This window comes from Desulfomonilia bacterium (assembly GCA_036567785.1).
In the GTDB taxonomy this organism is placed as follows: Bacteria; Desulfobacterota; Desulfomonilia; order UBA1062; family UBA1062; genus DATCTV01.
In genome coordinates, this window is sequence record DATCTV010000003.1 from 1 (window position 1) to 22,719 (window position 22,719).

Below are 22,719 nucleotides of genomic sequence, written 5' to 3' on the forward strand. Positions count from 1 at the left end.
ATCACTCTCCATTCCAGCCTGCCAGTCTGGCGAACATCCACCAAGCGGCATAGGCCTTCTGGTTTGCGTTTAGCGGCTGGGAATGGGCCGAACCGCAGTAGTACCATTCGATTCCCTCGGTATGAGATTTCTGCCAGTCCAGCGCCCAGTTGCGGTCGCTACCGGTCGGCAGTGGTGGATCGTCCGAACTCTGAGATGTAGTACCGTCATTGTTGTAGTCATAATTGCAGCCGCCGGTCACATATCTGTTGCCATAATAATTCCCATCCGGATCGTAGCTTTCAATATCTGCAAAATCATACAGTATCTTGTTGTTTGCTATACAGTAATCACGTATCTGCTTGTTTCTTGCGGCCAGATTCCCGGACGGACCTGTACCGTCCGTATGTCCCGTCATATATACGAATTTTACGCCGGGGAAATCGGCTTCGAGCTGTGACATAAGGCTCAGATAGGTGTTTATGTCGGCCACGGTTGCAGTTGAGACCTGTCCGCACCATGCCCACATTATGACATTAATACCGGGATTGTTTCTGAGGTAATCCCTTGTCTTGGAAGCCCAGGCAGTCCTGTCCGGGTTCCCCAGGTCGTATCCGCTTGCTATAACCTCGTCTCTCAGATCAAGTGCGCCGCCCGTACCGCCTTCATTAAATGAATACAGAGAGCCTTTGAACCCGGGGAGGGAGTACATGCCAGTTACTATCTGGCTCCCGTGCGATGTGTGCTGGTAGGCTATGTGCAGACTGCTCTTCGCGCTCCTTATCCAATCCTGTGGTATAGACGACAGCTTCGTGCAGGTATGGTCGATGATGAAATTTGAATTAGTCGGGTTTGCAGTCCACACCGCGTACAGAGTAACATTGGATGTTCCCATCGTTAAGATCTGACCTGCCGTATATAAAGTTCCGCCGCCGTTTGCCAGTGTGTTCCAGCCGGTAAATGCATAGCCTGTCCTTGCCAGATTGCCCGTGTTTCCGAGTATCGTTACACTGGTACCCTGTTCATACCCGGTAGTGTCCACAGGAACACTGCCGCTTGTATTGCCGTTGCCTGCATAGGTTACGGTATAGGTCGGATTTGCAGTCCACTTTGCATACAATGTGACATTTAATGTGCCCATCGTGAAAATCTGCCCCTGTGTATAAGAGGTTCCGGCTCCATTCGCTTGGGTGTTCCAGCCGGTGAATGTGTACCCGGTTCTTGACAGATTACCTGTATTGCCTGGCACCGTGACGTTAGCTCCCGATTCGTAGCCGGTTGTATCAACAGGAACAATGCCGCTGGTATTGCCGTTGCCTGAATAGGTCACGGTAAAGGTCGGATTTGCAGTCCACTTTGCATACAACGTGACATTTGATGTGCCCATCGTGAAAATCTGCCCCTGTGTATAGGAGGTTCCGGCTCCATTCGCTTGGGTGTTCCAGCCGGTGAATGTGTACCCGGTTCTTGACAGATTACCTGTATTGCCGGGTACCGTGACGTTAGCGCCCGATTCGTAGCCGGTTGTATCAACAGGAACGCTGCCGCTTGTATTGCCGTTGCCTGAATAGGTCACGGTATAGGTTGGATTTGCAGTCCACTTTGCGTACAGCGTAACATTGGCAGCGCCCATTATGAAAATCTGCCCCGGAGTATAGGAAGTACCGGATCCGTTAGCCTGCAAACACCACCCAATAAAGGTATAGCCCGTTTTAACAAGATTATTCGTGTTTCCGAGCACCATGACGCTTGCTCCCTGTTCATAACCGGCCTCATCTACCGGGACGTTGCCACCGGTATTACCGTTGCCTGCATAGGTCACGGTATACTTTACAGATTCTGAAGCAGCTGTTACATCGCTGCTGCCGCCGCCGCAACTTGTTGAAAGTGTAAAGATGGTAAGAAACGCTATGGATAATATGATCTTTGAAACCGATGCATTCTTCATTGTACCGCTCCTGTTCATGATGTCAGATGGCTCGATATCCTTTCAACATATTATAACGATATTGCGGCGTCAATGCTATAATAAGAATAATGAGATTTCAATCCATTATTCCAGGTTTTACTTCTCAGCCTTTTAGATATTGTGCGGAAACTGGCTTAATCTTTTCTGACGGATTGACGATACGAATTTTGTAGCATTCTTGAAAGGTAATGAAATCGAAGAGAATTGCTTAGAAATAATTTATACATCCGGGGATAAATCGGAATATTGCAAAAAAGGGAAGGTGTTTCGATTGGGCATAGCATCTGATATCGCAATAATAATAGTTGCCGCTTTGATCGGCGGAATTATCTCACAGAAACTGAAGCAGCCGCTCATACTGGGATACATTTTTGCCGGAATTCTTGTGGGACCCTACACGGGAGGGATCAAGGTATCCGATGTTGAGAGCATTGAACTGCTCTCCGAGATAGGTGTGGCCCTGCTTCTCTTTGCACTGGGCCTGGAGTTTTCATTTAAGGAACTGAAGCCTGTCAGAAAAGTCGCACTTTTCGGTACGCCGCTGCAGATGATCCTTACAATCGCCTACGGATTCGGCATGGCGAAGATAATGGGCTGGGACTATGTATCTTCCCTGTGGGCCGGCGCAGTTCTTTCGCTGTCGAGCACCATGGTGATGCTCAAGACTCTTATGAACAGGGGGTTGTTCGGGACCCTTTCCAGCCGGGTCATGATAGGCATGCTCATAGTCCAGGACCTGGCCGTCATTCCACTGATGATAATCCTGCCGCAGTTAAGTACTGCATCACTTGACTTTTCAGCGATCGGTCTTTCAATATTGAAGGCGCTTCTTTTCCTTGGGTTGATGATAGTTGTCGGGACGAAGCTTATTCCGAAGCTGATGTCATGGATTGTGAAATGGAATTCACGTGAACTTTTCCTTCTTTCCGTTACTGCTACAGGCCTCGGTGTGGGCTACGGGACGTATCTGTTCGGGCTTACATTCTCTTTCGGCGCGTTTGCGGCGGGCCTTGTGCTGAGCGAATCAGAGTACAGCCATCAGGCCTTGAGCGATATCATACCACTGAGGGATATCTTCGCTCTGATATTTTTCGTATCCGTCGGCATGCTGATCAACCCGAGAATCTTTATTAACAACTACAAAGAGATCATAATTGTTATCCTGCTTATCATATTAGGCAAAGGCCTGATATTCGGATCTGTTGTCAGCCTGTTCGGATATGGCAAAATCATTCCCATAGCGGTGGGATTGGGGCTCTTCCAGATAGGTGAGTTTGCATTCGTTCTTGCGGGTGTAGGACAGGATGCAGGTTTTTTGAGCGATGAGCATTATGACATAATACTGGCCGTGACCGTCGCTACAATGGTGCTTACCCCGTTCGTTTCAGGGCTGACGGCCCCGATTTACAAGCTTAAAAAGAAATATTTCAGGCATGAAGTTCTAAGGACGGTTAATATAGATGATGAGACATTGAAAGACCATGTAGTGATTGCCGGTGCGGGAAGGACCGGTACCTATGTCTCGCAGGTTCTCAAGGCGCTTGAAATTACTTTCGTGATTATTGAGATAGATTCAAGGCATTATGAGAACTTCAAGCAGTCAGGCATACAGATGGTCTTCGGCGATGCCAGCCAGTCAGTTGTACTTAAGGCGGCTGGTATTGAAAAAGCCAGGCTGCTTATTATCACCACACCGCACATGGCCGTAACGAGGATAGTGGCTGAACAGGCGAGAAGCCTTAACGCCGGCATACATATTGTCGCAAGGGCCGAGGGCATTGACGATATGAATCTGCTCTGCAGCCTCGGGGTAAACGAGATCATCCAGCCCGAACTCGAGGCAGGACTGGAAATTACTCGCCAGGCGCTCATCTCGCTGAGGGTCCCTCCTGCAAAGATAATGAAATACACTGATGAAGTGAGGAAAGGCCTTTATTCGCCTGTATGCTACGTCAATACTGACCACCAGACGCTGTTGCATCTCAAGAACGCAACAAACCATCTTGAACTGGAATGGATGGATATTCCCGAAAAGAGCATAATAAACGGAAAGAGCATTTCAGAGCTTAACGTCAGAAGCAGAACGGGTGTAACAATAGTGGGCATTGACCGGATGAATGAGGTAATCCCGAATCCGCCTGGCTATTTCATTTTCCTTCCGGGAGACAGGGTCGGCATCATGGGAGATAACGAACAGATTGAAAGATTCCGAAAAATGGCGGCTGAACAGGCGTAAAAAAACAGGGTCGGCATAAACATGGGGGGTTTGAGCCGTACCGTGGCGTATAAGAATCATATTCATTAGGGTTTACGATAATACAAGAAAAGGAGAAGTCGTTATGGTCAGCGCAATAGTTTTAATCAATACTGAACGGAACAGGATAAACGAGGTGGCCGAGAAACTGGCTCAGGTGGACGGGATCACCGAGGTGTATTCCGTTGCAGGCGAATATGATCTTGTGGCAATAGTCAGGGTCAGCGACAACCAGGCAATGGCCGACGTCGTTACAGGGAATATGTCAAAAGTGGAAGGTATCACAAAGACAAGGACATTGATAGCATTCACGGTACTTTCCAAACATGATCTCGAGAGAATGTTCTCGATCGGCGCATGATAAAAAAGAGAGAATTCTTCAAGACATCAAAAGAACGACAGGGAGGTTGGAGATGATGAAAAATATACGTATTCTGCTTTTTGCTGCGGTTGTGGTACTTTCATTCGGTACTTCGCTATATGCAGAGGAGCAGCTTTTTGCAGACCTCGGCGACTTCAAACTGGAAAACGGCGATGTCATAAAAAACTGCAGACTTGCCTACCGGACAATGGGCAGCATGAACAGTGACAAATCGAATATAATTCTTATGACCACATGGCTTTCCGGCACCTCACAGGAGCTTGTCGACCTTGGTTTTATCGGTGACGGCAAGATGCTGGATACTAAAAAGTATTATGTGATCACTGTAGATGCTTTTGGAAACGGCGTCTCATCATCACCTTCGAACAGCACGATGCAGCCCTATGATGCGTTTCCCCTGTTCAGCATAAAGGATATGGTCGAATCTCAGCACATGCTTCTCACGAAATATCTTAAAATAAATCATGTTTATGCAGTGGCCGGGATATCAATGGGCGGCATGCAGACCTTCCAGTGGATGGTTTCATATCCAGGCTTCATGGATAAGGCTGTTTCGATTGAAGGAACACCCTGGCTCAGTTCATACGATATGCTTGCGTGGCACGCGGAGTTGAGCGTTATTGACGCTGCACAGAACTGCGGTATGTCTCATGCTGATGTCATGAAAACAATAATGCCGATCCAGCAGCTTCTCGTATGGACACCCGCCTTTCGCGCCAAAAATACGAAGCCTGCGGATTTGCCGGGATTCATTGCCGCCGTGGAGAAGGAATATCTTAAATACAATGACCTCAACTGGGAGTGGCAGTTAAGGGCGATACTGGGCCATGATATCCTGAAGGCTTTCGACGGTTCTGCTGAAAAGGCCGCCGCAGCCGTGAAGGCAAAGGCTATGGTCATTACGTCAAAAAAGGATATGGCGGTATATCCGGGTCCGTCCGTGGCATTCGCAGCTATGATAAATGCCGAGGCGCCTCAACTTACCGGCGACTGCGGACACTTTGAATTTCTATGCGAAACCGCCAAACTGAGCAGCCTGGTGAACGGGTTTCTTGCTATGCCATGATCTTTTTCAGTATGCATGATAAAGCTTTATCATCTGATTTCCGAAACGATGATTGTATGCACGGCTATGAAAAGACAAGCCCTTTTGGCATAAATGAAATCCGATTTTTAAGAGGTGCCGATGAAAAAGCTTCATATCGCTGATACCGCACAGATAAAGAAAGGCCTGGTCACGGACGTCTATTTTCTGAGGACCGAAAAGATTCTCAAGGCCAGGAAGATGAACAAGCATGTGTGCATGGAGATTTTTTTAAAGAGCTTCCCGGACAGGGATTACAAATGGGGAGTCTTCGCAGGTCTCGAGGATGTCTGCACCCTGCTAGAGGGCAGATCTGTCGATGTGAACGCCATACCTGAGGGAAGCATGTTCTTCGCCGGTGAACCTGTTATGACGATCGAGGGCGATTATCTCGATTTCGGCGAACTCGAGACCGCAATACTCGGCTGCATATGCCAGGCATCGGGCATAGCAACAAAGGCTTCACGCCTGAGGCTCATATGCGGTGATAAAAAGCTAATAAGCTTTGGCGCCAGAAGGATGCACCCTGCCATAGCGCCCATGGTGGAGAGGGCCGCCTACATAGGGGGATGCGACGGAGTCGCCACAGTGGCCGCGGCCGAACTCATCGACGTAAAGCCGTCCGGCACCATACCTCATGCGCTCATCCTGCAGTTTGGTGATACCGTTAAGGCCGCGCTTGCATTCGATGAGATCATCGAATCGGATGTGCCCAGGGTCGTGCTTATAGATACGCTCATGGATGAGAAATTCGAGGCGCTGCGAGTGGCGGAGGCCATGGGCAAGAGACTTGCGGGCATAAGGTTCGATACCCCTTCATCAAGGAGGGGGAATTTCAAGAGACTCCTGGAAGAGGTAAGATGGGAACTCGATTTGAGGGGATACAATCACGTGAAGCTGTTTGTCTCCGGCGGGCTGGACGTGAAGTCCGTGTTTGAGATTAGGGACATCGCGGACGCATTCGGCGTGGGCACCAGCGTATCGAGCGCGGCCACACTAGACTTTTCAATGGACATAGTGGAAATCGAGGGGAAACCCTTTGCAAAGCGCGGCAAGGAATCCGGCCGCAAGAATGTGTTCAGGTGTGGAAAATGCATGAAGGGCTATGTCCTTCCTTCGGGGATGAAGGCCCCGAGATGTGTATGCGGAAAAATGGCAGCACCTGTACTGAAAGAGGTAATCAGAAAGGGCAGACTTGCGGCGGAGCTACCCGGGGCAAAGGATATACGTTCGCGGTTCATGAATGAGCTCAAGGTCTTTGCCGGTGATTGCGATGTAAAAGACCTGCTCTGTATATAACTGAAATGATACGGAGGAAGTGAAATGAAACAGCATCTCTTGATAATCGATCCGCAGTTTGACTTCTGTGACCCCGGTGGCGCATTATATGTCAAGGGCGCACAGGATGATATGAAGCGGCTTTCAGAGATGGTGAAAAGGCACTCAGGGGACATAACCGCAGTTCATGTCACACTTGACTGCCACCATTTTATAGACATAGCCCATCCGGTTTTCTGGAAGGATAAATCCGGAAGGCACCCGGAGCCGTTTACGATAATATCAAGAAGCGATGTGGAGAAAGGCGTCTGGAGTGCTACCGATCCGGCGATGGTTCAGCATACCCTCGAATATGTGGCGAGGCTTGAGGAAAACGGCAGGTATCAGCTCTGCATATGGCCGCCGCACTGTCTTATAGGCTCAATTGGCGGGACTGTCGTTAAGCCTCTCCACGACGCACTTCTCGGGTGGGAATACACGAAGGGAAAACCCGTCGATTACGTTGCAAAAGGCATCAACATAAAGACCGAGCACTACAGCGCCCTTATCGCAGAGGTGCCGGAAGAATCAGACCCAATGACCCAGCTGAACCTGCATCTGATTCAGATACTCAAGGACGCGGACAGGATACTCATTGCGGGCGAGGCCCTGAGCCACTGCATTGCAAACACTATACGGGATATAGCGGATTATCTGGGTGAAACCAATGTCAGGAAATTCGTGTTGCTTGAGGATTGTTCCTCAAATGTGGCAGGCTTCGAGCATTACGGCGAAACCTTCATAAAAGACATGACGGCAAGGGGCATGCAGATGGTTAGGTCGGTCGATCTGTAACTGTGTTTTAAAAGTTCGTTCCGAAGAGGAAAGACAGGATATTGAGCTTTAATCAGCTTCATCCGGGATGATGTCATTAACGGAACATAGGGGCCGTATGATGGAAAAGGATGTTATAAAAAAGATTTTCGAGCGCTTCAACGAGCCTATCATCCCGGAGGCTTCGATTGAAAGATGGATTAATAAATTTGACAAAACGGATAAGACAGCTGCGCTTATGCTTCTCGATCAAATAGAGTTCCATTCTCAGCCCAGGCTCATAAGGGAAACAAAGGCGCTTCATGCCAGAGTGATAAAAAGGCTTGATGCGGGCGGGTTCGATGCGGAAAAGCTCTCCGATGTCGATTACAGCAGAGAATTTACATGCAAGAGCGGAGATGTTGTCTCATACCTTTACAGAAAATCAAATCTCATACCCACGGTCGACTTCAAGACGTTCGACTGGCTGTCTGCGCAAACCGCTGCTGACCCTGGACGGTTCAAAGACCGTGCGCTGGTGATCCTTGACGACTATATCGGTACGGGTTCGCAGTTCATCTTCCAGTTTATCGGCAGAAGCGAAGACGACATCAGGGTGATGAACTCTTTCAAGAAGGTTTATCTGGCAAGCTATATAATACATGAAAGCGCGCTTGAAAAATTCTGGATGCTTGCCGACGGTCTTATTGATGATGTAATCAGGGTCGAGGAAAAACAGTTTCCCGATGTTGATATGAGCAGCGATGAAGATGACCTCAGAAAGGCGTTGAGCCTGCTTGACTGGAGAAATATAGAACTCATTTATCTCGATGTTGATTACCCGATATTATCCGACGCCAACCGCTCGTTGAGCAGGCAGGAAAAGGAAGAGATAAGCAGGCTGATTAGGGCCTTCAGTCATGAAGGTTATTCCGGTACTTCATTTCTTGAGGGACATCACACATTCTTTTATGGAGCGCCCAATTCTCTGCCGGAAATATTGTGGCCGCTTTTCAAGCGCGTAGAAGACCTGAGCGTTTATACCAGAGGCACTGAAAAGATTATCGAGCAAACGGGCGAAGTCGTCAGGTACAATATTGATGAGGAGGCATGAACTCTTCGTGCAACTCCCGGCCGGAAAAAGGAAGGGTGCATACACGAGAATTCAGGCTCGAAATAGATCGTTCAGGGCATATGCAAGAAGTCGTACCCCTGCTGAGCTGAAACAGGGGGGGCGCAGGACCGTACAGATAATATGTGACAGGATTATTCCTTGTTTTATTACTTTTCAGCTAGGCTGAAGTATTAAATTTATATATAAACATTTTCAAGCGTAACGCATAATTCGCAGGATTAAATTGTATGCAAGTTAAAAATTTGGGAGGTGTCAAATGTCAGAAAAAGTAACCAGAAGATCTTTCCTTAAGAAATCCGCCATAGGCATTGGAGGAATCGCCGCAGCAACCGCCGGGGTTGAAATTGCCACCCCCATCATCGTCAAGGAAAAGATGGAGTTCGACAGGAATGAGAGCATGTGGGCACAGGCCTCCTGCTCCAGGAGCATGCCGCTTGATACCGACATCGATGTCGATGTCGCCGTTATCGGCGGGGGCTACACAGGGCTTTCGGCGGCATACCACATGGCAAAGAATTCAAAGGGCAAGACCATTGCCGTCCTGGAGGCATGCAGCGTCGGCGAGGGCGGGTCGGGCAGAAACGGCGGCATGATCCTGCCGCAGCCTGCGAACGAATACATGGGCGTTTATTCGAATGAGAAGACTCACAAGCTCACCTATGACCTGACCGTCGAGAACCTTGGTGAGATCGAATCGATCATAAGGGAATCCGGCATTGACTGCGAATATGAGCGCCGAGGCATCCTTCTTGTCATTGTAAAGGAGAATCAGGTCAAACAGTACAGGGATTACAGCCTTAAGGCCAGGGATATGGGAATACCCGTCCAATTTCTCGATGCCGGCCAGACCGCGCAAAAGATAGGTTCAACCGTTTATGCGGGTTCGCTTTTTGATCCCAACGGCGGTGAAGTGCAGCCGATGAAACTTGTGTGTGCACTAAGGGAAGCCGCATTGAAGGCCGGAGTGATTATTTATGAGAACACCCCGGTCACAGCCATAGAGGAGGGTGAGGTCATAAAGCTTGCCGCAGGGAAGAACACGGTAAGGGCGAAATCCGTCGTGCTTGCAACGAACGGCTACACCTCGAAGCTGGGGTATTTCAAAAACACGGTAATGACCGTACACACACAGATCGCGGCTACCCCCAGGCTGGGAGACGATATCTTCAGGAAGCTGGGCTGGGAAAGCAGGGTCCCGTTCTCGGACACGTACAATATCCTCTATCATCTTGGAAACACGAGGGACAACCGCATACTGATAGGCGCCGGAACCGTGGAATATTTCTTTAACAACGGCATACTGTACAAAGGCGATCTGAAAAGGGTGTCAAATATTCTTGAAACCGAACTGCACCGCATTTATCCGGCGCTCAAGGGAATTGGCTTTGAATATATATGGGACGGAGTCATGGGGTTCACCCTTGATTTCAACCAATCGGTAGGTGTCAGAGGAAAATTCGGGAACATATACTACGGACTTGCCTATTGCGGCCACGGCGTCAATCTCTCCGTCATGTTCGGCAGGATAATAGCCGACCTGTGGGTCGGAAACTCCGAAAAATGGTCGGCAACGCCTTTCCTGAACAGAAGGCTGATTCCGCTGCCGCCGGAGCCCCTCAAATGGGTCGGCGTAAACGCCAACATCAAGTTTTATCAGCTGATGGACAGGATCGGTGCGCCTCAGCTGACATAACAACATTATTCGAATGTGCATTTTTTGCACATACTGCGGAAGACAGGAAACATAGCGGGGCCTTACCTTGAGCGGCTTGAGTCTAAGACCCAATAAGAGAACCATATGGCTTGTTAAGTTGCGTTAACTTGAACTCTGTCAACAACATATATATAATGATACTAGTGAACAAAAGGTTTGACTACCGTATTGAAATTTGAATTGAATTCGAGCTTTTGAAACTAGATGTTTTCATCTCCTTCATGAATGAAAAGTAAAAAATAACTTTCTTGTTCTTCGTTTCATTCGTGATAAATGTTGTGTAGATAATTGATCAACGAACAATCATTCTTACAGGGCGATAGAACAAAGCAGACCTAGGAGCGACGAAGCGGAAATGAGAGGTGTACTTCTACGTACTCCGCAGCGTTTCCGCAAGGAGCGACAACGGTATGCAAAGTTATGACGCTCTGTACTAAGGGAGTAAACATGGCTTTTGAGCATAATGGAGTCAGTTACATCGAACCGCAGGACCTTAAGATCAAGACCATCGACTTCCTGCCCAAGGTCCCTGTCAATGACGATGCGTTGAAGAATGAACTCGGCAGGGACTTTCTGGGGCCGGACGAGGTCGTGGCGCTTATACAGGTGGCGGTGTCGCGCTCGGTCGATTATCAGACAGGGCTAGAGGAAGAGCTTCTGAAAATGATGGCCGACGGCAGGAACATCAAGGAGTCCATCTTCAAGAAGAACCTCTCGGGCATTGGCCGCGGACATTCGCTCGACGGCCTGCCGGTGATTGCGCTCGGTCTGAACGGCACAAAGATGATTGATTCCGCTTTTACCGGTATGGTCTATTCCCGCTCGCTCGTTACCAGCGGGCGCCGCAGGGAAACGACACTTGCCGAGCTCGTGATCCCGCGCTCGATAAGCGCTGATGCGGAACTGCTGAAGGAATACATAAAAATCTCGGCAGACCTGTTCACGGTTTCCGGCGAGATGAAACAGAAGTTTGCAAAAAAGACCGACGCCATACAGGCGTTCAACAAGCTTAAGCCCTACAATGACCCGGCCGACCTCTTTTATGTGCTGCCGCTGAGTTCGCTGGTCAACCTGGCGAAGACGGTCGATGCGGAAAAGGCGGCGGGCACTTCCTGGCTGCCCGAAGAGTTCGCCATCTTCGCGGGCATCATGGAGGAAAAGGCCGACGACATGGGCATGGGCCAGCTCTTCAGGATGCGCAAGGCCGTGCCGCGCGAGACATACCTTCATTACAATATATTCAAGGCGCCTGTGGCCGATTACGTAGGCACAATGCATGAAAGGCTGGGCTGTCCTGTAAACCCCGCTGTGGTGCGGATTGTGAACGACCTGCCGGAAGCGGCTGAGAAAGAGCTTGCCGAACTTAAAACCATGATGGAATCCGTTTCGCAATACGCCGGGCCGGAGGCGCTTTATGTAAGGGCCTGCCGCAACCAGAGGGCGCTGTCCAATATATGCAGGAACTATAACGAGGCGCTTAATATCCAGACCATAAGTTCGCTTTCATGGCGAGTCTGGAGCGAGCAGAAGCGTCACGCGACTCTCAGGCAGCATGTGGAGTCGATATACTCTGCCGCCGACCGCGCCTACAGGGTGGTGAGGGAGATATGGCCCGCCATTCAGAATAAGGGCGATATAAACACGATAGCAGCTGCCGCAGAGAACGCTTTTGTCATAAGCCCCGAGATAAAGGATGAGCCCGAACTGCTTGAGGCCTATGTCTATAATACGGCAAGACAGATAATGTTCTACGGCAGGCTTGTTGATTCAGGGGTCCCTCTCCGCGATGCGCTCTACGTGGTTCCCCGGAACATCCGGCTGCGCACCCTTGAAAGCTATGACCTCATAAACGCGATCAGCCTTGAGCTCCCGCTCAGGCTCTGCACCGAATGCGAGCCGGAAAGGCGCATGACTTCAGAAGAGAAGGCCGTGCTGCTGAAGGAAATGCTGCCTGAACTCTCGTTCCTGTTCGAATCAAAATGCAATATAGGCTACTGCACCGAGGGGAGGTTCTGCGCCAAGATCATGAAACTCAATCCCAGATACAACATGGAAACGCACAAGGCCATAGCCGCGATAATAGCCGGCATGTGATTTGGTAGACAGATGGGGATGCATATCTCATGATCGAATATCAGATTGGAGACGCGAGCGATCTTGAAAAGATAAGGGAACTCTGGGAAGGGCTCAACATGCATCATCACGAGCGGTCGCGCCATTTTAGGCATCATTACGAATCATGGAATTTTGACGACAGGAAGGCATACTTCGAAAAGCTCGCCGGTTCGGGTAAGTTTCGCATAGATCTCGCATTCGACAGTGATGAGAACAGATATGTCGGTTATTGTGTGAGTTCGGTCTCGGTTGAACTGCACGGAGAGATGGAGTCGATATTCATTGAAGAAAAATACCGTTCAAAAGGCATAGGAACAAGGCTCGTTTCTTCCGCTGTTTCCTGGATGGATTCGCAGGGAGCGGTAAGGAAGCGTGTTGCTGTTGCCGACGGCAACGAGGAAGCCTGGTCGTTCTACGAGAGGTTCGGTTTTTTCCCGCGCATGACCCTGCTTGAACAGAAAGGATAAACTTGAGCAGAAATAAAATGCGCGTCGAATGAATCTATGGTAATTTTTATGAAATCATAATCAATGAATTCCGGAGGTCGCAAATGCAGAACGAGATCAAAAAAAACATTAACCTGCTTAACGCTGACGGGCACATTACCATTGAAGGCTGGGCGAGATTTCCGTACTGGAAATATGACAGGTCAGCGATAAAGGCGTCCGTACTGAGGATCAAGGAATGGGACTATTACGCGGTTCTTTCAGAAGATAAGAAGTTCGGCATCACTTTCACTATAAGCGACCTGGGCTATCTCGGTCTTTCCGCGATATGCTTCCTGGATTTTGAAAAAGAGTATACCAGACAGGTCGATACCATGAGCATCCTGCCTCTGGGCAAAACCGGTTTTCCTCCGGACAGCGAGAGTCCCGGGATTATAAAGTTCGCGGACAAGAAACTCTCGGTTGAATATGTGATGCAGCACGGCCGGAGGACGATCAGATTCGATTGCCCGGAAATGACCGATGCATACGGAAACAAGGGTCTAACCGGCGAGATCGTGATGATCCAGCCCGAAGGCATAGAGAGCATGGTTATTGCGACATCGTGGAAGGAGAACAGGAAGGCCTTCTACTATAACCGCAAGATAAACTGCATGCCCGCTTCCGGCGGTTTCACGATAGGGACAAAAAAATACACATTCGAGCCGGACAAAGACTTCGGTGTGCTCGACTGGGGGCGTGGCAACTGGACGTACAAGAACCGCTGGTACTGGGGTTCGGCGTCCGGGCTTGCGGACGGCGTGCCGTTCGGCTGGAACATAGGTTACGGCTTCAGCGACCGTACTCCGGCATCGGAGAACGTTATCTTCTACGGCGGCAAGGCGCACAAGCTTGAGGAAGTGACGTTTCACATCGATACGACCGACTATCTGAGGCCCTGGAAATTCACCAGCAGCGACGGCAGGTTCGAGATGGATTTCAAGCCGGTTGTCGACAGGTCGAGTGCGGTGAACCTTCTAATACTGAAGTCCGTGCAGCATCAGGTATTCGGGTATTTTACGGGCAAGGCCGTGCTGGACGACGGCAAGGAGATATTTATAAAAGACTTTCTGGGGTTTGCTGAGGATGTACTCAACTGGTACTGACGGTTTCCATTGCGCATTCAAGCGCTACCTTTGTTGGCTGCGTCGGAATGCTCCTCGAAAATGGGATCATGAGCATCCTGTTTCGCTCCTCGAGCCGAGCGTAGCGAAGGCGAGAGACATACGTTAAAGTATGCCTGCGTCGCTTCCTCCTTGCCTCCTCGGTATCATCTTGAATGCGAAACGGAATCGACAATGACGTGTATTTTAATATTCAAGCGCTTCTTTAAAGCAGCTGATGAGCTGATAAGCTGTTGAGATAATAAGCAAATGAAGTGGATCGGTTGCCGGTTATAATTGAAATGAAGGAGGTTTATCGATGGGCGGCAAAATGATTGACAGGCGTGAGTTCATAAAGCTCGGCGCGGCATCGGGCGCGGCGATAATGCTGGGCGGCATTACCGCATGCGGAACCGGCAGCAATTCCGGCAGTACCTCAAGTGAATCTGACGGAAATAATCCATCAACTCCGAAAGTCGAGAGCAAAGAATTCGATGTGATAATTGCAGGTGCAGGCCCCGGGGGCTGTCTGGCAGCATTGAAGCTTGCCCGGAAGGGGTTTTCAGTAGGCCTCTTTGATGCCGGGAGCGAAGACAAAGTTGGCAGACAGATCGTCCTTGCAGTCGAAAGAGACATTTTCAAGACAGTAGGCCTGGACTATCCGGAAGGTGATATGCTTGCCTATGAAAATGAACGCGAGCGCATATTTTCACCGGAAGGCAGGGAATGCTTTCAGATCGACTGCAAAGAATACCCAATGCCGGTGGCCATTCATCTTGACAGGTTTACCCGATCGATCTTCGCGCAGGCTCTTAAAGCCGGGGTGGAGTTCTATTCGGGATATAAGGCTGTGGCGCCCTTGTGTACGGCAAAACGTGTCTGCGGGGCGAGGTTCGAAACTCCGGATGGAACGGCCGATGTGAATGCAAGGCTTGTGATCGATGCAACCGGCTTCAGCGCGGCGCTTATCCGCAAGCTTCCGGCAGCATTTGATATGAGATTCATGGAATCAGGCTCCGATATCGTTTCAGCTGCAAACAGATTTTATTCGATTGACCCTGAAACTGCAGCGGCAGCGGCAGACAGAGGAATTCACGGCGCAGAGGAAGGCTGGAACCGCCTGGGCAGACTGGGTGTCTATTCGACATTCTTCTCATGCCTTTCTCTCAGAAACGGCAGAGCGTATGTCCTGACAGGATGCAAAAAAGACTTTGAAACCCCGGATATATCTGCAAAATATGCAGCTGACAGTTTTATGGAAGAACAGGGCTATTACAATGAAAAGATATCGGCTGCGGAATCCATGATCAGGATAAGCAATTCGCTTGATGCGCCAGTTGCCGACGGATTCATGGCTATAGGAGAGGCGGCCTGCCAGACGGTAACCGTACATGCGAGCGGTGTGGCTTCTTCTCTTTATGCAGGACATCTGGCCGCAGGAACTGCAGCAAAAGCTCTTGATTACGGGGATATGTCAGTCAGGGCCCTGTGGCCTTATGCCGCGGCATACCAGACTACAAGGGGGGCGGCGATCTCGGGGCTTGAGGTCACACGGCAGACAATTGACAGGCTCAATGTAGAAGATGTCAATATATTGATAGAATCGGGCATAATGCACAAGGAAAACTATATAGGAGGCGTTCTGGTAAAAGAACCTGCCATAACTGCTGCAAGCATACCGGACCGTATGAACGGCTTTTTGAAGCACCCTGCATATATCCCGGTGCTTTTAAAGATGGGATTGACAGCCCAGAAGGTATCGAAGCATTATAGGAAATATCCGCTCAGGTATGACATGCAGGCGTTTTCCGAGTGGCGGAATGAAAAGGACAGGCTTTTCAGCTTAATTTAAGGGTGAACCTGAATGTTTAAAAAACGCATTTTCACATTGAGGACATGCATAGAAGGGCTTGCGGGTCTTATCGCAGGTCTGCCGGAATCGATTGGCGCACGCAGGAGAAAAAAAATAAGCCATGCCTTTGCCGAAAAACTTCGGCTGGCTACTAATTCGGTAAACGGCTGTGTCTACTGCTCTTACGCGCACAGCATGTTTGCCTTGCGCTCCGGTATTTCAAAGGACGAAATCGATCTTCTGTTAAAAGGAGAAATAGGCCGCGAGGTTGATCCGTTCGAAGCCCCGGGCCTTTTCTTTGCTCAGCATTATGCTGAAAGAGGGGGCAGGCCGGAAAAGGAGATGCTGGAAAAGCTGAGAGCCGCATACGGCAATGAAACTGCAAACGACATCCTGGCTATTGTCCGGGAGATGCAGTTTGCAAACCTTTCCGGCAATACGTTTGATGTATTTTTAAGCAGGTTGAAGGGCGATGCTGCGGCAGGCTCGAGCCTCTTGTTTGAAGCCTTATTTTTCCTTGTGAGTCTGCCGGTTCTAGGGCCGTTTAATCTTGCGATGAAAATACAGAAGGTTAATAAAACAAATCCTGCTTGAACCAGGGGGTAGAAAATGAAGAACATGAATGATGTACTTGCAGAAACAAATATAGACAAAGAGGTTGGTGTCAAGGTTACGCCGATGGCTGGCGATGAAAACCTTTCCCTTCTTGTGGCAGAGGTCGCAGCCAGAAAGGTTCTGAAACCTCATTATCATAAAAACAGCGTAGAGATCTATTTCATCGAGCAGGGCGAAGGGATAATGAAACTGGGCGATCTGAAGGAAGACGGTGATGTAAAGTGGACGAATATACTGGATGTTAAGAAAGGAGACTGTATAACGGTCAAACCAGGTCAGGTTCACACCCTTGAAAATCAGGGGCCTGAAAACGTCATAATAATAGTCGGATGTCCGATGTCGAACATAACGACCGACAGGTATGTTGTAAAAAGTTAAAGCGTTTACCGGCCAAATCAGCCATTATGCTGATGAGCTGATCAGTTTCATCAAGATTGGTTTTACCGTTGCACGGATGGTTATCGGCTGTTTTTGCCTCATTCCTTGCATGCAGGCATTGCAGGTTCAACATTTTTGAAAACCGGCAATCTGCCGATAAGAAAAGAAAACCATTTGGGAGCAGGTAATGCGTTCATTCAAGATCGGTCTATTGTTGAGTTTTCTCATTATCTTATCTGCATGCAGCAGTTCATCGTCAGACAATCAGCCTGAACCGCTGAACCTTTCCATTATTCATATGAACGATACGCATTCGCATCTGGATGCTCTTTCTAATGAAGAGCTTTATTTCGACGGGGTGAAGACGCGGACGGATCTCGGCGGCGCTGCCAGGATGAAAACGGCGATTGATGTCCTCAGCGAGGACAATGAAAACACCCTCATACTTCATGCCGGGGACGCGGTTCAGGGGACTCTTTATTATACCGCATTCAGCGGAGAGGCCGATTTCGTCCTGCTCAATTATTACGGTATCGACGCCATGACGCTGGGAAATCATGAATTCGACAAGGGGCCCGGAAGCGTTGCGAACTACATAGCCTGGGCTCATTTCCCGATAATATCGGCCAATATAGATGCAGATGCCGAGCATTTGCTAAGGGGAAAGATACTGCCCTTTACGCTCAAGGTTCTGGGCCACAATACCGTAGCTATCATAGGCGCTACTACAAAGGATACTGAAAGCACATCCAGCCCGGGTGAAAACCTGAAATTCGAAGACGTCGGGAAGAGCGTGAAGAACACAGTCAATCTTCTCAAGAGCTTAGGCCTCAATAAGATCATACTGCTTTCTCATATAGGATACGAAGAGGATATTGAACTGGCGGAATCGGTATCGGGAATTGACGTGATTGTCGGCGGCCATTCCCACACGCTGCTGGGCGATCAGGCGGAGTTTGCAGAATTCGGTCTGAGTGTGCCCGCCGGATACGATTATCCCACGGTAGTGAAGAATCCCGACGGGAAAGACGTGCTGGTCGTGCAGGCATGGTGCTGGGGCAGGGCCATAGGCGAACTCAATGTGAGTTTTGATGCGAACGGCGAGATCACATCATACAGCGGCCACCCTTATCTGCTGAATTCGGATCTCTTCAAACAGAATTACGGTGCCGGATGGGTTGTCGTCGGTCCCGATGTTCAGGACAGGATCATGGCCCTTATACTGGGCTCCGAACTGCTGGATATATTTTATGAGGATGCAGGGGCGGCGGCAATTCTTCAACCATACACCGATCAGATTGCCGAAAAGAAGAAGACCGTCGTAGCAAGGGCAACCGAGGATATTTTAAGGGGTGACCCGGCCGACAGCTTCAATTCCGGTCCCGGCCCGATAGTCGCCGACAGCATGATATTCAAGACTTCATCGCAGGGTGTGAGCATAGCCATTCAGCCGAGGGGCGGGGTCAAGGCCGATTTCCTTGCGGGCAACATTACGATGGGGGACGTGCTTTCAGTGCTGCCGTACAATTCGCTGCTTACGGCAATAGAGATGACAGGCGCCGAAATAAAAAACGCACTGGAGGACGGAATTGATTATCAGGTTGTAAACAATCCGCGCGGGCCTTCAAACTGCCCCTGGTATCCTTATGTTTCAGGGCTCAAATTTGATATAATCGAAAATGCATCCAAAGGCTCCCGCGTGACGAATATTCAATACAGAAGCACTCCGGGAGGCGGCTATACAGCCTTTGACCTTGGGGCTACATACAGGATTATAGTGACTGCGTATCTGGCAGGAGGCGGAGACGGATACACGACTCTTAAAAACATCCCAGCTGCAAGGAAAACAGACACAGGATTCATTGACGCGGATGCATTCAGCGAGTATCTTGCATCACTGGGGACGGTATCGAATCCCACGGAGATAAGGATAACGGTAACCTATTAACGGTTCATGATCAAGGGAGGTTCATTGAATGATTGCATATTGCGGGCTTGACTGTGAAAAGTGTGATGCTTTTATCGCAACAACTAACAACGATAATGCGTTAAGGGCGAAACTGGCTGAACAGTGGTCAAAGGAATACGATGCGCAGATAAGATCCGAGGACATAAACTGCACGGGCTGCAAATCGGACGGGGTGAAGCTATACTTCTGCGGGAATCTCTGTGAGGTCAGAAAGTGCGCCCTGCCAAGAGAAATAAGCACATGTGCAGCCTGCCCGGACTATCCCTGCGACAGGCTTGATTTTATCCACAAGAGAGCCCCTGATGCAAAGGCCGTGCTCGATGCATCAAGGCAGTAGAAAAGATGTTTACCTTTACAGCGCTAGCAGGCTTTATCGGTGCGTCTATGGTTCTTACTATAGCGCCAGGGCCCGATAATATCTTCATCATTACGCAGGGCATATCAAACGGCAGGAGACCCGCTATCGTCACAGCTCTCGGCATGTGCAGCGGGGTAAGCATTCATACAATAGCGGCTGCGCTCGGGCTATCGGCGATTTTTTATTCATCGGCTGTTGCCTTTCAGGCGGTAAAATTCGCCGGTGCCGCATATCTTCTGTACCTTGCATACAGGACCATAAAAAGCCGTTCTGAAGGCTTTGCAGGCGGCAGGGCAAAACTGGAATCATACGCGGCCCTGTACAGAAGGGGCTTTCTGATGAATGTGCTCAATCCCAAGGTGGCGCTCTTTTTCCTCGCCTTCCTGCCTCAGTTCGTAAACCCTTCTTCCGGGAAATTCGCCTTGCAGGTGATTATGCTGGGGCTTATGTTCATGGCCCAGGCTGTCGTCATATTCACGATAATCGGATATTTTTCCGGTACGATCGGCGACAGGCTTATAAAAAAACCGGGGCTCTCCAGATTTCTTTCATGGCTTACGGCAGGTGTCTTTACTGTGCTGGGCGTAAGGCTTGCACTCATCAGCAGATGATCGAAAATTCATGAGGCTCTGGTCCATGCATCCGAAATATCTCGATGCAGCGGGGCTTACCGCCCTGTGGCGTGAAGGCCTCCTTGCCGGAAAAGCGCTCTCATGCGGCACAACCGGATACAGGAATCATCCCCAGCTTGAGAGGTTCAAAAAAGAGCCTGTTCCTGGAAAGGCTATCGATGCATACCTTGCGGAGGTATTAAAGGAGGCCCGGCTGCGCGGCTACAAGTTCAATGCTTCAAAGATCCGGGAAATTTCTTATGAGGGGAAGATCCCGGTGACAAAGGGCCAGATTGAATATGAATGGCGGCACCTGCTATCGAAACTTGAAAGGCGCTCTCCATCACTGTTTAAAAAATATCTCATGCTGCATTCACCTGAGCCGCATCCGCTTTTTGTCATTGTGCCGGGCGGGGTGGAGCCGTGGGAAAAGCTCAGGAATTATCAGACCTGACGAAGATAAATATATTATGATATAATTGAAGAGGTTCCTGAATCTAAATGATGAAAAGGAGGTTGTTTATGACTCAGAATATGAAGGATCAGAGAAGGGAGAAGGTTCTGGCAGTTCTCAACAAGGCGAGGGGCATGGAACTTCAGGCCATAGCTCAGTACATGAACCAGCACTACAACCTAGACGACATGGACTACGGCGACCTGGCCGCCAAGGTTAAACTGATTGCAATCGATGAGATGAGGCATGCGGAGATGTTTGCCGACAGGATAAAGGAGCTTGACGGAGAGCCCACCGTGGAGCCCCTTAAAAAGGCGGAAAAAGGGCAGAAGATCAAGGTTATCTTCCCGTTTGATGCAAAGCTCGAAGACGATACTATCGACCAGTACAACCAGTTTCTGCAGATATGCAGGGACAATGGTGACAATATAAGCGTGAAGCTGTTCGAGACTATCATTGATGAGGAGCAGATCCATTTCAACTATTTCGACAATGTAAGCGATCATATCTCCAAACTCGGCGAGACCTATCTTGCACAGATCGCCGGAACGCCTTCCGCAACCGGCCTCAACACGCAGGGCTTCGTGGCGAGGCAGGGAGGGGGCACGCCCGCTGCGTAATTTAATGCAAGCCGCCAGAACTTTGCATGTCTTTGTCGTTTCCTCGTCTCGTCATTCCGGCGTACGTCATTGTACGCCTCATTCCTCGACTTCGTCACTCCTTGATCTGCTTTGATTCGGGCTATTGACGGCCCTCACCCTTCGGGCGCATCTTCGATGCGTCAATTTTTGTGAAGCAAAAATTTGTTCTGACGGCTTGCGTGAAAACCATCAGTGCATCAATTGGTGTTTGTCGTCTGCAAGTATAAACAAAATAAATTTATCTTGTCCCGAATTGAAGATTAGGTTTATTTGAAGAAGTAGTGATTAATTATTTAATAAAATTAAGGAGGCCATAATGTTCAATTCAGGTTCAACGAAATCAATTATTTTACTGGTATTTATATTGATTTTATCAGCTTGCGGTGATTCAGACAGCAGCCAGAATAACCAGTCAATTCCTCAGTGGCCTATGATTGGCTTTAACGCTCAGCATACAGGCTTATGTAATTATATCGGGCCGGAATCGAATAAATTAAAATGGGTATTTTCAGCCGGCAGCTATTACATTGATAAAAGTCCGGTGATTGGCGCTGATGGGACTGTATACATAATTTGTGGATATGCTGAGCACAATAAACTTTTTGCAATAAATGGAAAGACCGGTCTGAAGAAATGGGAAATCTTTATCAATGATTCATTTGGTCGAGTTAGTCTTTCAATAGGAAAAAATGGTTTAATATATATAGGTTCGCTCGGTTCTAAAATGTATGCTTTTGAAAGTAGAACAGGCCGGAAAGTCTGGGAGTATAAGGTTGAAAATATGTATTTTGATGATAGCCAAATTCAGTGCAGTGTAACGATCAGTGATGACGGCGTTATTTATTTCGGAGCAAATCCTGGTTTTATATTGGCCCTGAATGGAGACACTGGAGAAAAAATATGGGAATCTGAAACCACCTGGGCAACATATGCAGGCAGCCCTGCAATAGGTTTAGACGGCAATCTTTATGTTGGAGATGTTGCGGGGCGTGTAAGATCTCTTGATATTGAAACTGGAGCCATTGTCTGGGAATCTGTCATCACTCAGGTGGAAGGTACACCTTCAGTCGGGACTAATAATATTTTATATGTCACTTCTGTCGACGGGTATATAAATGCATTTAACTGTCAAACAGGCGAACTGCTCTGGCGGAAGAATATCGGAGGCAACTTTTTGGCATCAACACCAGCAATAGATTTATATGATAACATTTATGCAGGTAGTGATTCTTTCTATTCACTGAATTCTTTGGACGGTGAAATAAACTGGGAGTATCCAGAGCGTCAATCATACGGATCATCTATTATTGATAAAAATGGTACGGTATATTTTGCGGGCACAAAACTCTATGCCATCAATGGCAATGATGGAAGTCTTAAATGGGAATTTGATCCAGGCGACTCTTTTATATGTAGTAGCTCCGACCTGATCTGACAGCTCTCCTTTCCGAGGGGATGTTTGTACGATTAAGTTTAAGCTGCCAGATCGAACTTCATATCCAAGATTTTGTCTTTTGCCAAGGGCAGATTTTCCAGGAAGGTTTCCATGGG

At 48.9% G+C, this 22,719-nt stretch carries 20 protein-coding genes; 19 read left to right on the forward strand and 1 reads right to left on the reverse strand.

The genetic code is table 11. The annotated features are described in order from the left end of the window. Window position 1: 1 nt before the first annotated feature. Window positions 2-1,927 (reverse strand): InlB B-repeat-containing protein, encoded by a 1,926-nt coding sequence (locus tag VIS94_00835; GenBank protein HEY9159618.1) that lies wholly within the window; start codon window positions 1,925-1,927, stop codon window positions 2-4. 292 nt (window positions 1,928-2,219) lie between these two features. Here VIS94_00835 and VIS94_00840 point away from each other — a divergent pair, with 292 nt between their 5' ends. The 19 genes from VIS94_00840 to VIS94_00930 all read left to right on the forward strand — a co-directional run bounded on the left by VIS94_00840 (window position 2,220) and on the right by VIS94_00930 (window position 22,603). Then, the gene (locus tag VIS94_00840) at window positions 2,220-4,184 is read left to right on the forward strand and encodes a cation:proton antiporter (GenBank protein ID HEY9159619.1); all 1,965 of its coding nucleotides are present in this window, start codon (window positions 2,220-2,222) and stop codon (window positions 4,182-4,184) included. A gap of 103 nt (window positions 4,185-4,287) precedes the next feature. Further along, on the forward strand, window positions 4,288-4,563 hold the full coding sequence (locus VIS94_00845; GenBank protein ID HEY9159620.1) for an Lrp/AsnC ligand binding domain-containing protein: 276 nt from the start codon (window positions 4,288-4,290) through the stop codon (window positions 4,561-4,563). A 52-nt stretch (window positions 4,564-4,615) separates the two neighbouring features. Continuing rightward, entirely contained in the window at window positions 4,616-5,650 is a 1,035-nt protein-coding gene (locus VIS94_00850; protein ID HEY9159621.1) for an alpha/beta hydrolase, read from the forward strand. A gap of 120 nt (window positions 5,651-5,770) precedes the next feature. After that, on the forward strand, window positions 5,771-6,967 hold the full coding sequence (locus tag VIS94_00855) for a nicotinate phosphoribosyltransferase (GenBank protein ID HEY9159622.1): 1,197 nt from the start codon (window positions 5,771-5,773) through the stop codon (window positions 6,965-6,967). Between the two features lie 24 nt (window positions 6,968-6,991). Beyond that, on the forward strand, window positions 6,992-7,780 hold the full coding sequence (locus VIS94_00860) for a hypothetical protein (GenBank protein HEY9159623.1): 789 nt from the start codon (window positions 6,992-6,994) through the stop codon (window positions 7,778-7,780). A 100-nt stretch (window positions 7,781-7,880) separates the two neighbouring features. Then, on the forward strand, window positions 7,881-8,852 hold the full coding sequence (locus tag VIS94_00865) for a hypothetical protein (GenBank protein HEY9159624.1): 972 nt from the start codon (window positions 7,881-7,883) through the stop codon (window positions 8,850-8,852). A 277-nt stretch (window positions 8,853-9,129) separates the two neighbouring features. Further along, a complete protein-coding gene (locus tag VIS94_00870; GenBank protein ID HEY9159625.1) occupies window positions 9,130-10,566 on the forward strand; it encodes an FAD-dependent oxidoreductase in 1,437 nt (478 codons plus the stop codon). 468 nt (window positions 10,567-11,034) lie between these two features. Continuing rightward, window positions 11,035-12,681 carry an FAD-dependent thymidylate synthase gene (locus VIS94_00875; GenBank protein HEY9159626.1) on the forward strand — a complete coding sequence of 549 codons (1,647 nt, stop codon included), beginning with the start codon at window positions 11,035-11,037 and terminating at the stop codon, window positions 12,679-12,681. A gap of 29 nt (window positions 12,682-12,710) precedes the next feature. Beyond that, window positions 12,711-13,169: a GNAT family N-acetyltransferase gene (locus VIS94_00880; protein HEY9159627.1), complete on the forward strand. Its 459-nt coding sequence runs from the start codon at window positions 12,711-12,713 to the stop codon at window positions 13,167-13,169. Between the two features lie 83 nt (window positions 13,170-13,252). Next, on the forward strand, window positions 13,253-14,293 hold the full coding sequence (locus tag VIS94_00885) for a DUF2804 domain-containing protein (GenBank protein ID HEY9159628.1): 1,041 nt from the start codon (window positions 13,253-13,255) through the stop codon (window positions 14,291-14,293). 316 nt (window positions 14,294-14,609) lie between these two features. Next, window positions 14,610-16,142, forward strand: a complete 1,533-nt coding sequence (locus VIS94_00890; GenBank protein HEY9159629.1) for an FAD-dependent oxidoreductase — start codon at window positions 14,610-14,612, stop codon at window positions 16,140-16,142. Between the two features lie 12 nt (window positions 16,143-16,154). Further along, window positions 16,155-16,736 carry a carboxymuconolactone decarboxylase family protein gene (locus VIS94_00895; GenBank protein HEY9159630.1) on the forward strand — a complete coding sequence of 194 codons (582 nt, stop codon included), beginning with the start codon at window positions 16,155-16,157 and terminating at the stop codon, window positions 16,734-16,736. Between the two features lie 15 nt (window positions 16,737-16,751). After that, entirely contained in the window at window positions 16,752-17,135 is a 384-nt protein-coding gene (locus VIS94_00900) for a cupin domain-containing protein (GenBank protein ID HEY9159631.1), read from the forward strand. 187 nt (window positions 17,136-17,322) lie between these two features. Continuing rightward, the gene (locus VIS94_00905; GenBank protein ID HEY9159632.1) at window positions 17,323-19,083 is read left to right on the forward strand and encodes a bifunctional metallophosphatase/5'-nucleotidase; all 1,761 of its coding nucleotides are present in this window, start codon (window positions 17,323-17,325) and stop codon (window positions 19,081-19,083) included. 28 nt (window positions 19,084-19,111) lie between these two features. After that, complete coding sequence (locus VIS94_00910) at window positions 19,112-19,441, forward strand: DUF3795 domain-containing protein (GenBank protein HEY9159633.1); 330 nt, start codon at window positions 19,112-19,114, stop codon at window positions 19,439-19,441. Between the two features lie 5 nt (window positions 19,442-19,446). Next, on the forward strand, window positions 19,447-20,073 hold the full coding sequence (locus tag VIS94_00915; GenBank protein ID HEY9159634.1) for a LysE family translocator: 627 nt from the start codon (window positions 19,447-19,449) through the stop codon (window positions 20,071-20,073). A 10-nt stretch (window positions 20,074-20,083) separates the two neighbouring features. After that, window positions 20,084-20,527, forward strand: a complete 444-nt coding sequence (locus VIS94_00920; GenBank protein ID HEY9159635.1) for a pyrimidine dimer DNA glycosylase/endonuclease V — start codon at window positions 20,084-20,086, stop codon at window positions 20,525-20,527. 68 nt (window positions 20,528-20,595) lie between these two features. Next, the gene (locus tag VIS94_00925; protein ID HEY9159636.1) at window positions 20,596-21,147 is read left to right on the forward strand and encodes a bacterioferritin; all 552 of its coding nucleotides are present in this window, start codon (window positions 20,596-20,598) and stop codon (window positions 21,145-21,147) included. A gap of 337 nt (window positions 21,148-21,484) precedes the next feature. Next, window positions 21,485-22,603: a PQQ-binding-like beta-propeller repeat protein gene (locus tag VIS94_00930; GenBank protein ID HEY9159637.1), complete on the forward strand. Its 1,119-nt coding sequence runs from the start codon at window positions 21,485-21,487 to the stop codon at window positions 22,601-22,603. The last annotated feature ends 116 nt before the right edge of the window (window positions 22,604-22,719 follow it).